This window comes from Gordonia sp. LMA484 (assembly GCF_058129505.1).
Genome location: NZ_CM176700.1, coordinates 18,005 through 31,083, shown reverse-complemented (window position 1 = coordinate 31,083; position 13,079 = coordinate 18,005). Strand labels below are relative to the sequence as shown.

Below are 13,079 nucleotides of genomic sequence, written 5' to 3'. Positions count from 1 at the left end.
TATTCAGCCTATCCCTCATGTCGAGGGGATTCGGTCGATTCAGTTCACCCACGCGACCGATCCAATGATCGATGCGCGTTGGCCGCGGGGTGGGTCCGGGACAGCTCCGATGGATTCACCGAATCGGACATAGCTCGTACTTCGCCCGCAGTCTTGAACCCCGCTGTGATGAGGGTTACAGTACAACTGATGTATCAGTTGCATGTCATATGCTTACCTGGTCTTTCGCTCGCCTGACCAGGGTGTGGCGTGCCTCGGAATCCCATCCAGCCTCAGGCGGGCATCAGGCTTCGCCACTCTCGTCGATGAAGGAGATGCCCATGGGTGCTGCACCCGCCCTGAAGAAGGGACTCAGCGACAGACAGCTGAGAATGATCGCGATCGGCGGTGTGATCGGTGCCGGCCTGTTCGTCGGTTCCGGCGTGGTGATCCACGAGACCGGCCCCGCAGCATTCATTCCCTATGCTCTCTGCGGATTCCTGGTCATCATGGTGATGCGGATGCTGGCCGAGATGGCCGTCGCCGACCCGTCGACAGGATCCTTTGCCGACTATGCCCGCAACGCGCTGGGCGGGTGGGCCGGATTCTCGGTCGGGTGGCTCTACTGGTACTTCTGGGTGATCATCGTCGGGTTCGAGGCGATCGCCGGCGCAAAGATCATCCAGTACTGGCTCCCCGACATCCCCTTGTGGCTGTGCTCGCTCGTGCTGCTCACCCTGATGACCGCGACCAACTTGTTCTCGGTGTCGTCTTTCGGCGAGTTCGAGTTCTGGTTCGCCGGAATCAAGGTCAGCGCGATCATCGCATTCCTGGCCATCGGCGCAGCGTTTGTATTCGGACTGTGGCCGCACAAATCCATGGACTTCTCGAACCTGACCGCGCACGGCGGTTTTCTCCCGAACGGCGGATTCGCGATCACCGCGGCCATCGTCACCGTCATCTTCTCCATGACCGGCGCAGAGGTGGCAACGATCGCGGCCGCGGAGTCACACGACCCCGAACGTGCCGTGGCGAAGGCGGCCAACTCCGTGATCGCCCGCATCGCGATCTTCTATGTCGGCTCGATCTTCCTGCTGGTCGTCATCGTCCCGTGGAACGACGACAGCCTGGCGGCGTCGCCCTATGTCGCCGCGTTCACCGAGATGGGTCTGCCGTACGCCGACCACATCATGAACGCGGTCGTCCTCACGGCAGTGCTGAGCTGTCTGAACTCGGGGATGTACACCGCATCGCGGATGCTGTTCGTACTCGCCGCCCGCCGAGAGGCGCCGCAGCAGCTCGTCCGGGTCACCCGCCGCGGTGTGCCCGCGGTCGCCATCCTCGCATCGTCGGTGGTCGGCTTCCTCTGCATCATCGCAGCCGCCGTCTCCCCCGACACCGTCTTCACCTTCCTGCTGAACTCCAGCGGCGCGGTGATCCTGTTCGTCTATTGCCTGATCGGGATCTCGCAGGTCATGCTGCGCAGGCGGCATGGGTCCGAACACCTGCGCGTCAAGATGCGGATGTTCCCGGTGCTCTCGCTGTTCACGGTGGGCGCCATCATCGCCATCCTCGCCCAGATGGGCCTCCGAGAAGACTCACGTTCCCAACTGATCCTCAGCCTGCTGTCGTGGGCCGTTGTCGTCGCCCTGTACTACACGAACCGGTGGTTCCTGTCGCGACGCGGCGAACCCATCGAGGCGGCCGCGACTGCTCACCCGAAACGGATACTGGTGCTCGCCAACGAGACTGCCGAGACCCGCGAACTACTCACCGAACTCGGCGACGTCGGTGCAGCGGCAGACTCGCGTTACCTGGTCGTGGTCCCCGACAGCCCGGTCGAGACGGGCGTCGCCGCCACCCACGGACCGCTGGACGTCTTCGAGGCGACGCAGGAGGCCGCCCAGGCACGCCTCGAACACACGGTCTCGTCCCTACGCTCGGCCGACCTCGATGTCGAGGGCGTGCGCGGCGACTTCCGTCCACTGCGTGCACTCGCGAACGCCGTCGAGACCTTCGATCCCGATCTCATCGTCATCGCCACCCTGCCACCCGAATCCTCTGTGTGGCATCGCTTCGACGTCGTCGATCGGGCGCGCAGCGACTATCCGAGCATTCCCGTCGCCCATATCGTCGCCGCACCCGTCACGGCCCTGGAGAGCACCTCGTGACCATCATCGCCGGGTTCAGCGCGAGCCGACACGGCAGCGCACCCATCAATCTCGCCGTTCAACTCGGCCGGGCCACCGGTGAAGATGTCGTCGCGGCCGCAGTGGTGGAAGGCGACGAGCCGCCCGCAGCAGCGCGGATCGATCGCGAATACCAGTCCCACCTCGCCGCCCAGACGAGGCGCTCGCTCGCACAGGCTGCGGCGCAGTCCTCCGACGATGTCGAGGTCTCGATAGTCGTCCACCGCGCCGGCTCTATACCCCGCGGATTGATGGAACTCGCCGAGAAGTACGACGCGAGCACCGTCGTCCTCGGCTCCTCGTCGTCGGGGCTGCTCGGGAGAATCGCGCTGGGTAGTGTCACCGAACGGCTCGTCCACACCGCCGCGGTGGCGGTCGCGATCGCACCGCGCGGGTTCTGCTCCACGACAACGCCGTTGCGACGACTCACGGTGGCCTACGGCGGCGCCGCGGATGCCGCACAACTGATCCCCACGGCGGCCGAGCTGGCTCTGCGCTGGCACGTGGCCATGCGCGTCGCGTCGTTCACCGTCCGCCCGGCGCTGATGTTCAGTGGAGCGATCGAACGTTCCGCGGAGGATCTCGTCACCCGCCAGTGGAAGGACAGGACCACCGACGCGGTGCGCAGGCAACTCGACGAAGCCCTCGAGAACGGCCCGATACCCGACGTCGACGTCGTGTTCGGCAGTGGTGCCGACTGGCCGGCGGCGATCAACGAGGTCGGCTGGGAACCAGGTGAGATCCTGCTACTCGGTTCGGGCGCCGCCGGCCAGCGCGCCCACGTCTTCCTCGGCTCTGCGGCCGCGAAGATTCTGCGTCACGTCCCGGTGCCGGTCATGATCGTGCCCCGTCGGCAGGACTGATCCGGTCGCCCCGGTCCTGGGGAGCGAGCTTGCGAGCGCCACCCCCGGCCCCTGAGGAGCCCGCGAACGAAGTGAGCGTGCGTACCCCGATCCCTGAGGAGCCCGCGAACGAAGTGAGCGTGCGTACCCCGATCCCTGAGGAGCCCGCGAACGAAGTGAGCGTGCGTCACGAAGGGCGCCCTTCGTGACGCACCGTCGCAAGCTCCGGGGCTCCTCAGGGACCGTGGAGAGATTGCGCCACCCAGACCAACACCTCTCCTACAGAAGCGAACTCGCGAGCGTCACCCCCCGCTCCCCGAGGAGCCGCGAACGAAGTGAGCGAGCGTACCCCCGCCCCCTGAGGAGCCCGCGAACGAAGTGAGCGTGCGTCACGAAGGGCCCCTTCGTGACGCACCGTCGCAAGCTCCGGGGCTCCTCAGGGACCGTGGGGTGACGGCCCTCCACTAGCGTTCCGGCCCTCCCCAGGGATCGGGGTTGACGGCCCTTCGCTAGCGCGCCGCTAGCGCTCCGGGGCTCCTCAGGGAGCTGGGGCTGGCTGACGGTTCTCCGCTAGCGCTCCAACCACTTCCATGCAATGATCCCCGCTACCGTCTCGGTCGCGGGGATCATCACATTGCGCAGGCTCAGTCGGCGAGCATCGACTGGAGCCAGGTGTGGAACTCGCCGATGTGGTGCTCGCTGGGGACCAGCACCCCGCCGTTGCGATAGGTTCGCGAATCCATCGCCGGCTGACAGCGCTCGCAGGCGTCGAAGTCCTGCTGGTTGACCCGGTGGAACAGTTCGACGGAATTGCTCACGTCACGGCCGGATTCCACGACGTGCGGCAGGTAGAGCCAGTCACACTCGACGACGGTGTGGTCGGCCGCGAGCGGAAACATCCGGTGCACGATCACGTGGTCGGGAACAAGGTTGACGAAGACCTGTGGGCGCACGGTGATCGCGTAGTAGCGGCGGTCCTGATCCTCGGCGACGCCAGGGATCTGCTCGAAGCCCTCAGAACCGTCGACCGTGAATCCCTTGACGTCCTCACCGAATTCCGCCCCGTGCCCGACGTAGTACTGCGCGGCGTAACCGTCGGCGAACTCGGGAAGGACCTCGGTCAGTTCGGGGTGGATGGTGGCGCAGTGATAGCACTCCATGAAGTTCTCGATGATGAGCTTCCAGTTGGCCTTGACGTCATAGACGATCCGGCGGCCGAGGCTCAGGTCGGCGATTGCGTAGTGGTCGATCGACTCCACATCGCCGAGGCGGTCCACGATCTCCTGCATGACCGTCGCCTCGAACGAGGGCGGCTCGTCGGCGAGACAGACCCAGACGTATCCGAGCCACTCGCGAACCTCGATCGTACTGAGGCCGTACGCCTGCCGATCGATGTCGGGCATCTTGGTCAGATTGGGTGCGGCGATCAGCTTGCCGTCCAGGTCATAGGTCCAGGCGTGGTACGGACACTGGAAGGCGCGCTTGACCTCTCCGCTGTCCTCCATGCACAGGCGGGCACCGCGATGCCGGCACACGTTGTAATACGCTTTGACGTCGCCCTTGCGCGAGCGGGTCACCAGAACGCTCTCCCGGCCGACCTGGACGGTCCGGAACGCGCCGGGCTTGTCGAGGTCGCCGGATCGGACGGTGCAGAACCACATCTGCTCGAACACCCTGGCCTGTTCGAGGGAGAACACCGCGGGGTCGGTGTAGTAGTGGCCGGGCAGGGTGGAGATGAGACTGTCCGGCAGGCCCGGGGAAGTCGTCAAAGGCGCTGAGGTCAACGGGGCTGAGGTCACGGGGGCTCCTGTGGAGATCAGTTGAGGGTCAAGCGGTCCGCGGCAGACGTCACCGCGGAGAGGTTTGTGTCGCGCGGCGAGATGCCGCGCATCGGATGTGAATGAACCGCGTCAGGCGGCCACGGCGGGCACGACGCAGAGCTGGCGCCGCAACCGGGTGAACTGTCGGGTCGCGTTGATCCCGAGGACGGCGACGACGCGACCGTCCCGTCGGTAGGTGGCGAGAAAGCCACTGCCGCAATCGTCCTCGATGATGATCTCGTCATCGGGCCGTGCGATACCGGCGAACTGGATGCGTGAGCCGTACTGATCCGACCAGAAGTAGGGGGCACGGGCGACTGCACCCTGATGCAGACCGCCCGCGAGCAGTGTCGAGATGGCGATCTTGGGCCGCTCGAGCGCGCCGGTCCAGTGCTCGACGCGATGCGGTGCTCCGGTGCTGTCGTCCAGCCAGGCCGCACAGTCGCCGACGGCGACAACATTGGGCAGCGACGTCTCGCCGCCGCGGCCGCAGATCACACCATTTCCCAGTTCGAGGCCGCTGCCCTGCAACCACTCGATGTTCGGCACCCCGCCGATTCCCACGACCACGGTGTCGGCCGGGAGGTGTCTGCCGTCGGCGAGGTCGACGCCGGTGACCCGGTGCGTGCCGGTGAGGCCGGCGACGCCGACACCACATTCCAGCGACGTGCCGTTGGTGGCGTGGGCATTGGAGACCACAGAGCCGAGATAGACGCCGAGCTGGACCGACAGCGGAGTGGGCGCGGCCTCGACCACCGTCACCTCCATACCCATCTTGCGGGCAGTGGATGCGACCTCGGCACCGACGAATCCAGCGCCGATCACCACGAGTCGGCCGCCGGCGGCCAGGTCGGCACGCAGAGCGATCGCGTCGTCGATGGTGCGGACCACGTGAACTCCGGCCAGCTGTTCGGCGCCCGGCCAACGGCGGGCCCGCGACCCGGTGGCGATGACGAAGCCATCGGCTCCAACACGCGTCCCGTCAGCGAGTTCGACTGCACCCCATTCACTGTCGAATTTCACCGCGGGGTTTCCGAGGAGCCATTCGGCGTCGAGGTCGTCGTCCTCGGACTCCAGCGCAAGATCCGCCTCGGTGATCTCGCCGGCAAGGAACGCCTTCGACAGGGGCGGGCGGTCATAAGGGCGACGCGCCTCGTCGCCGATGATGGTGAGCCGGCCACCGAAGCCCTGCGCGCGGGCGGCACGAGCGGCGGACAGCCCGGCCAGCGACGCACCGACGATCGCGATGTGCTTCATCGTGCACCCTCCTCGGCCAGTCGGGAACGGACGTCCGGAGGCAGGTTCGGCTTGTCGGTACTGAGTTCGACGCGGATCATCCCGCCTTCAACGGACACCTGATGTGTGCGCACCGGCAACTTGGCCGGCGGCTCGTCGACCGCACCGGTCCGCAGGTTGAACTTCGAGGCGTGCAGCGGGCACTCGACCTCGCAGCCCTCGAGCCAGCCGTCGGCCAGCGAAGCGTCCTGGTGCGAGCAGGTGTCGTCGATGGCGAACACCTCTCCGTCCTCGGTGTGGAAGACCGCGATCGGCGGGGTGGTCTCCACGCGGCGCGAGTCGCCCGGTAGCAGCTCGGACAGGGGACAGATGTCGATCATTGGGGGCCTCTCAGTTACGACGGGGAGGGGGCAAGCGGAGGACTTTTTGATGCGTATTACGGAACATGACGCGTAATAGGAAACAGTTTGTGGGGTATGGGGAGGGCGTGTCAAGGGTGTCGACAAACAATCTTCGGAGCTTTTTTCCGGCGTCGAGATCGCCGGCCGCGACAGCGTCGGCGCACGTGGAGAGGTCCCCCGACCACGCGCGCGACGTGGCAACGAAATACCTTGTATTACAGGGATTCCGAGCAGAATGACCGATGCGGCGAAAGCCCCGCGCCTGGTCGGGGCATCAACTGGCCGATCGACAAAGAGTCGAGCTCAGCCCTGGTAGCCCATTCGCCAGCTGATGTCGTCGGCTGCGCGGACGACCGCCGGCGCGATCTCTTGGGTCCGCTCGGCGGAGAGCCGATACACCGGACCGGACACGCTCACGGCAGCGATGACGGCACCCATGTGGTCACGAATCGGAGCCGCAACCGCACTGAGCCCCTCTTCGAACTCCTCGACGGTGACCACGTAGCCATCGGCCACGGCCGACGACAGCTGCTTTTCGAGAAGGTCGCGCGAGGTGACCGTGTGCTCGGTGAAACGTTCGAGCGGCAGGGCCGCGAGAACCTCGGCGCGGGAGGGTGCGGGCATGTACGCCAGCAGAACCTTGCCGCTGGAGGTGGCGTGCAGTGGCGTGAGCTGGCCGACCCAATCCTGGGTACCGACCGCGGACGGACCGCGAGCCTGGTCGACATTGACCACGTAGTGGGACCGGAGCACAGCGGTGTTCACCGTCTCGCCCACCTCGGTGGCCAACCGATTGCAGATCTCGCGACCCTGACGTGTGACGTCGAGGTTGCCGGGAACCGCGCTGGCCAGTCGGAGGATGCCGAAGCCGAGCTTGTATTTGCCACGTTCGGTGGACTGCTCGACGAACTCGCGCTCTTCGAGCGACGCCAGCAAGCGGGAGACCGTCGACTTGTGCACGCCGATGTCGGCAGCCACCTCGGTCACCCCGGCCTCACCACGACGAGCAAGGATCTCCAGCAAGGTCAGAGCACGATCAACGGATTGGACTCCCCCGCCGGAAGCCTCCTGTCGCTCGTTGCTCATAGCGCAACCCTACGCGTTTACCATTTCATTACCCAAGCCGCCGCGCGACACGCCCCGATGCCGCCGAAGGGGTTGACCATCGAAAACCCTCCGGCTACGTTGGTATATCAGTTGCTGACCACTGTTGTATCGGCGAAAACCCAGATCCCCGCTCCGCACCCATTCACCCGCGGTATGCCGACGTCCCTGTCATCACCACAGCTAGGAGAACCACACATGGGGTCACCACGTGTCGTGATCATCGGGGCCGGCATCGTCGGCGCCAACCTCGCCGACGAACTGACCGCGCGCGGCTGGGATCGGGTCACCGTCCTCGACCAGGGTCCACTCCCGCTGACGGGCGGATCGACGTCACACGCCCCCGGCCTCGTCTTCCAGACCAACGCGTCGAAGACGATGACGGAGTTCGCGAGCTACACGGTCGAGAAGTTCTCCTCGCTCGAGGTCGACGGGCAGTGGTGTTTCAACCCGGTCGGCGGCCTCGAGATCGCCACCACGCCCGAACGCCTCGCGGACCTGCACCGCAAGCAGGGCTGGGCCACCTCATGGGGAGTCGATGGTCGGGTGATCGACCCCGACGAGTGCGTCAAGCTGCACCCGCTGCTCGACCCTGCGAAGGTCCTCGGTGGTCTCTATGTGGAATCCGACGGCTTGGCCAAGGCCTCCCGCGTCGTCGTCGCGACCGCCCGCCGGGCGCAGAGCCGCGGCGCAGAGTTCCGGGCCAACACCCGCGTCGTCGGCATCGAGCACAGCGGGGGCAAGGTCACCGGCGTCACCACCTCGACCGAGGTCATCGCCGCCGACATCGTCGTGTCGTGCGGCGGATTCTGGGGCGCGGCACTTGGTGAGCTGATCGGGATGTCGGTCCCGTTGCTGCCGTTGGCCCACCAGTACGCCAAGACCCACCAGATTCCCGAACTCGTCGGCCGCAACACCGAGCTCACCGAGGCCGGCTTCCCGATCCTGCGCCATCAGGATCAGGACCTCTACTTCCGCGAGCACGTCGATCGCCTCGGCATCGGGTCCTACGCCCATCGCCCGATGCCGGTCGACCTGCGTGACCTGCCCGACGGCGACGTCGGACCGGACGCGATGCCATCGATGCTCGAGTTCACCGAGGACGACTTCGCGCCGGCCTGGGAGGAGTGCCGGAAACTGCTGCCGTGCCTGCGGACCGCGCAGATCGACTCCGGTTTCAACGGGATCTTCTCGTTCACCCCCGACGGCGGACCGCTGATCGGCGAGTCGCCGGATGTATCCGGCTTCTGGATCGCCGAGGCCGTGTGGGTGACCCACTCGGCAGGCGTGGCACGGTCGGTGGCGCAGCTGCTGACCGACGGCCGCTCCGAGATCGAACTGCACGGCTGCGACGTCCACCGTTTCGAAGAGGTCCAGCTCGATCCCGACTACGTCAGCGAGACCTCCCAACAGAATTTCGTGGAGATCTACGACGTCCTGCATCCGTTGCAGCCCAGGCAGTCCCCACGGGATCTGCGCGTCAGCCCGTTCCACACCCGGCAGGTGGAACTCGGCGCCGTCTTCCTGGAGAGCGGTGGATGGGAACGGCCGCAGTGGTACGAGTCCAACGCGGAACTGGTGGCGCAGTTGCCGGTCGAGTGGCAGCCACCGGACCGCGACGACTGGGCGGCCAGGTTCCACTCCCCCATCGCCGCGGCCGAGGCATGGCGCACCAGGACCTCGGTGGCGCTCTACGACATGACACCGCTCAAACGACTGGAGATCTCCGGTCGCGGCGCGCTGGCACTGCTCGACCGCCTGACCACCGGCAAGATGGACAAATCCGTCAGCGCGGTGACCTACACCCTCGCACTGGACGAATCCGGCGGTGTGCGAAGCGATCTGACCGTCGCACGACTCGCCGAGAACACCTTCCAGGTCGGCGCCAACGGTAATCTCGACCTCGACTACTTCCAGCGCGCGGCCGCCGACGACGGCACCGTCACCGTCCGCGACATCACCGGTGGCACCTGCTGCATCGGCCTGTGGGGTCCACGCGCCCGCGACATCGTCGAGGCGTTGAGCCGCGACGACTTCTCCAACGAGGGCTTCAAGTACTTCCGTGCCAAGCAGGTTCGCATCGGTGGGGTCCCGGTCACCGCGATGCGCCTGTCCTACGTCGGTGAACTCGGTTGGGAGCTCTACACCACCGCCGACAACGGTCTGCGCCTGTGGGATGTGCTGTGGGCGCACGGCCGTCGCTTCGACATCATCGCCGCGGGCCGTGCGGCGTTCAACAGCCTGCGGATGGAGAAGGGCTATCGATCGTGGGGCACCGACATGACCACCGAGCACAACCCCTTCGAAGCCGGCATCGGTTTCGCCGTCCGCGCACAGAAGGACGCATTCGTCGGACGTGACGCCCTCATCGGCATCTCCGACGCGACCGTGGGCCGGCGGCTGTGTTGCCTGTCGGTGGACGACCGGCGGACCGTCGTCCTGGGGTCCGAGCCCGTGTTCCTGGACGGTGTGCCGGCCGGCTACGTCACCAGCGCTGCCTTCGGCCACACCGTCGGTGCGCCCATCGCCTACGCGTGGCTGCCCGGAGACGCCGTCGTGGGAACCGCGGTGGAGATCGGCTACTTCGACAAGCGGATCTCAGCGACCGTCGTCGCCGAACCCCTCGTGGACCCGGAGATGGCGAAGATCCGCTCATGACCGCGGACGCCACGACCCCTCACTTCCCCACATCCCCGGCAGGAGTTGCCATGTCCAATCACTTCACCCTCACTCTGAGTTGCCAGCAGCGACCCGGCATCGTCCACGCGATCAGCTCGTTCCTGTTCGCACGGCACTGCGACATCGCCGAGCACCAGCAGTTCGACGACATCGCCAGCCAATCTTTCTTCCTGCGAACGAGTTTCGTGTGTGCCGACGACGTTGACGCGGCCCGGCTGACCGAGGAGTTCGCCACGATCGCCGACAACTTCGGCATGACATTTCGTTTCGACGGTGACGACCTCCCACGCATCGTGGTGATGGTGTCGAAGATGGGACATTGCCTCAACGACCTCATCTTCCGTTGGCGCGCCGGGACTCTGGGCGGTGACTTGGTCGCGGTCGTGTCCAATCACGAGGTCCTGCGCCCGATGGCCGAGGCCGCCGGACTGCCCTTCGTCCACATCCCGGTGACGCCGGTGACCAAGCCGGCCGCCGAGGCCCGCTTACTCACCCTCGTCGATGAATTCGACGCCGACCTGGTGGTGCTGGCCCGCTACATGCAGGTGCTCTCCGACGACGCTTGCCGCGCACTGCGTGGTCGCGCGATCAACATCCATCACTCGTTCCTGCCCGGATTCAAAGGAGCCAAGCCGTATCACCAGGCCTACGACCGCGGTGTCAAGCAGGTCGGGGCGACGGCGCACTATGTCACGCCCGATCTCGACGAGGGGCCGATCATCGAGCAGGAGGTCATCCGGATCGACCATTCCTTCGATCCTGCCCGCCTCGCCACCGTGGGGCAGGACGCCGAGGCCCTCGCGCTGTCGCGCGCGGTGCGATGGCACTGCCAGAACCGGGTGTTGCTGCACGGTCACCGAACCGTGGTGTTCAACTGAGCAGGGACACGCCCCTGGCGGCGCGAATCGCTCAGACGACCGCTCGCACCGATTCCTCGAATCCCGTCACGTGCGCGAGGGCGATGGCGGCAGCCGTATCCCCATCACCCGCGGCGATCGTCCGTAGCAATTCGGCGTGCTCACCCACGTGGTGCGCCACGCTCGGCAGGCGATCCAGGAAGAGGCAGAAGATCCGGGTGGCGAGGTTGTCGTACCGGACCAGGACGTCCTCGAGATGCGGGTTGCCGGCGGCCCGATAGATCGCCCGGTGGACCCGCAGATCCCACCGCATCAGCTCATTGTGTTCGATGCTGTCGAGGTCGAGGGCCTCGGTGCGATCCGCGAGATCCGAGAGTTCGTCGCGGACCGTCGAGGATGCCGATTCGGCCGCGGTGCGCGCCGCCACCGGTTCGAGATTCACGCGGATCTGGGAGATGTGCCGCAGGTCGGCGACGTCGACTCCCGTCGCAAAGGTGCCCCGTCGGGGGAAGGACACCACGAGTCGGTCCGCCTCCAGCCGCTTGAGTGCCTCGCGCACGGGAGTTCTCCCGACGCCGAGCTCGGTGGCGAGTTCACTCTCCACGATCGCGTCATTGGGTCGGATGTCGAGCATGATCAGCTTGTCCTGGATGGCCAGGTAGGCGCGGTCGGCCAGCGACAGGTTCTCCGTCTCCGTGCCGGATACATCCTGGACAGTCATCAGCTCATCCTTCCCCACGCGGATCCCTGCGCCTGACAGCTGACAGGGCCTTGCGCGAAGAATGATATATCAATCGGGGACGAGCGCGGCAACCTCACCCCGACGCCCGCGGGGGTCCGTCACCATCCAGCGCGCGAGGAGGACCGGAGGATGCCAACCACCCGCCCCCCGAGGAGGAACCGGAGGATGCCAACCACCCGCCCCCCGAGGAAGACCGGGAGGATGCCACACCCGCCCCCTGAGGAAGACCGGGAGGATGCCAACACCCGCCCCCTGAGGAAGACCGGGAGGATGCCAACCACCCGCCCCCTGAGGAAGACCGGGAGGATGCCAACCACCCGATCCCTGAGCTGAGGAGCCTCCGAGCCTGCGAGGATGCGTCACGAAGGGCCCTTCGTGACGCTCGCAAGCTCGCTCCTCAGGGACCGGGGGGCGCTCGCAAGCTCGCTCCTCAGGGACCGGGGGGCGCTCGCAAGCTCGCTCCCTTCGTGACGCTCGCAAGCTCGCTCCTCAGGGCGGCGCCTCAGGGCGGCGCGTCAGGGACCTGGTCGTTGGGACCCGGCGCCGCCGTCACAGCTGCGAACGAACGGATTCCTCGAAACCGATCACGTGATCGAGCGTGAGTCGGGACGCCGACTCCTCATCCCCGGCGATGATCGCCTCGAGCAGCGGAACATGCTCGCGCACATGGTCGACGACGTAGTCGAGGCGATGGATCAGCAGGCACCAGATCCGCGTGGCATGGGCGTCCAGGCTCACCAGGATGGATTCCAGATGCGGGTTGCCCGCCGCGCGATAGATCTCGCGATGGACGTGGACATCGCGGCGCAGCACCTCGCGGGGGTCCTCCTCGTCGACGAGTCGGGAGATCTCGTCGGTCAGCGCCTGCAGTCGTGCGCGGGCGCCGGCCGAGGCACTGCGCGCAGCCCGTGCGGCGGCGATCGGTTCGAGTTGTTTGCGGATCTCGGAGATGTCGGCCAGGTCGGTCATGTCCACCGCGGTGGCGAACGTACCTCGGCGCGGGTAGGCGACCACCAGTCGATCACGCTCGAGTCGTTTCAGCGCCTCCCGCACCGGTGTGCGCCCGACGCCGAGTTCGATCGCGAGGTGATCGTCGTTGATCGGCTCGCCGGGCCGGATGTCGAGCATCACCAGTCGCTCACGGATCATCTCGTAGGCCCGATCCGCGTTGGTTGCCTGGCCGTCGACGCCGATGGCTACAAGGTCGGTCACCGTCATGTCCACTCCCCT

The 13,079-nt window shown here is 66.4% G+C and carries 10 protein-coding genes; 4 read left to right on the top strand and 6 right to left on the bottom strand.

The genetic code is table 11. The annotated features are described in order from the left end of the window. Positions 1 to 320 precede the first annotated feature (320 nt). The gene (locus tag AC4AMJ_RS00120) at positions 321 to 2,150 is read left to right on the top strand and encodes an amino acid permease (RefSeq protein WP_489916503.1); all 1,830 of its coding nucleotides are present in this window, start codon (positions 321 to 323) and stop codon (positions 2,148 to 2,150) included. After that, positions 2,147 to 3,031 carry a universal stress protein gene (locus AC4AMJ_RS00115; protein ID WP_489897598.1) on the top strand — a complete coding sequence of 295 codons (885 nt, stop codon included), beginning with the start codon at positions 2,147 to 2,149 and terminating at the stop codon, positions 3,029 to 3,031. Before AC4AMJ_RS00120 ends, AC4AMJ_RS00115 begins: the two co-directional genes overlap by 4 nt. Before the next feature lie 623 nt (positions 3,032 to 3,654). On the opposite strand, the gene AC4AMJ_RS00110 is transcribed toward AC4AMJ_RS00115, so the two are convergent. The 4 genes from AC4AMJ_RS00110 to AC4AMJ_RS00095 form a co-directional block, all read right to left on the bottom strand. Continuing rightward, complete coding sequence (locus AC4AMJ_RS00110) at positions 3,655 to 4,809, bottom strand: aromatic ring-hydroxylating oxygenase subunit alpha (RefSeq protein WP_489897599.1); 1,155 nt, start codon at positions 4,807 to 4,809, stop codon at positions 3,655 to 3,657. A gap of 111 nt (positions 4,810 to 4,920) precedes the next feature. Then, a complete protein-coding gene (locus AC4AMJ_RS00105; RefSeq protein WP_489897600.1) occupies positions 4,921 to 6,087 on the bottom strand; it encodes an NAD(P)/FAD-dependent oxidoreductase in 1,167 nt (388 codons plus the stop codon). Then, on the bottom strand, positions 6,084 to 6,446 hold the full coding sequence (locus AC4AMJ_RS00100; RefSeq protein WP_489897601.1) for a bifunctional 3-phenylpropionate/cinnamic acid dioxygenase ferredoxin subunit: 363 nt from the start codon (positions 6,444 to 6,446) through the stop codon (positions 6,084 to 6,086). Before AC4AMJ_RS00100 ends, AC4AMJ_RS00105 begins: the two co-directional genes overlap by 4 nt. A 324-nt stretch (positions 6,447 to 6,770) precedes the next feature. Next, positions 6,771 to 7,553: an IclR family transcriptional regulator gene (locus AC4AMJ_RS00095; protein ID WP_489897602.1), complete on the bottom strand. Its 783-nt coding sequence runs from the start codon at positions 7,551 to 7,553 to the stop codon at positions 6,771 to 6,773. Between the two features lie 216 nt (positions 7,554 to 7,769). Between AC4AMJ_RS00095 and AC4AMJ_RS00090 the strand changes: the two genes are divergently transcribed. Together AC4AMJ_RS00090 and purU are read left to right on the top strand one after the other, a co-directional pair. After that, the gene (locus AC4AMJ_RS00090) at positions 7,770 to 10,229 is read left to right on the top strand and encodes a GcvT family protein (RefSeq protein WP_489916501.1); all 2,460 of its coding nucleotides are present in this window, start codon (positions 7,770 to 7,772) and stop codon (positions 10,227 to 10,229) included. Positions 10,230 to 10,279: 50 nt separating this feature from the next. Beyond that, a complete protein-coding gene (gene purU / locus AC4AMJ_RS00085) occupies positions 10,280 to 11,128 on the top strand; it encodes a formyltetrahydrofolate deformylase (RefSeq protein ID WP_489897604.1) in 849 nt (282 codons plus the stop codon). Positions 11,129 to 11,159: 31 nt separating this feature from the next. Here the strand turns inward: purU and AC4AMJ_RS00080 are convergent, their stop codons facing one another. Further along, complete coding sequence (locus AC4AMJ_RS00080) at positions 11,160 to 11,828, bottom strand: GntR family transcriptional regulator (RefSeq protein WP_489897605.1); 669 nt, start codon at positions 11,826 to 11,828, stop codon at positions 11,160 to 11,162. Between the two features lie 570 nt (positions 11,829 to 12,398). Continuing rightward, positions 12,399 to 13,067 carry a GntR family transcriptional regulator gene (locus AC4AMJ_RS00075; RefSeq protein ID WP_489916499.1) on the bottom strand — a complete coding sequence of 223 codons (669 nt, stop codon included), beginning with the start codon at positions 13,065 to 13,067 and terminating at the stop codon, positions 12,399 to 12,401. Between the last annotated feature and the right edge of the window lie 12 nt (positions 13,068 to 13,079).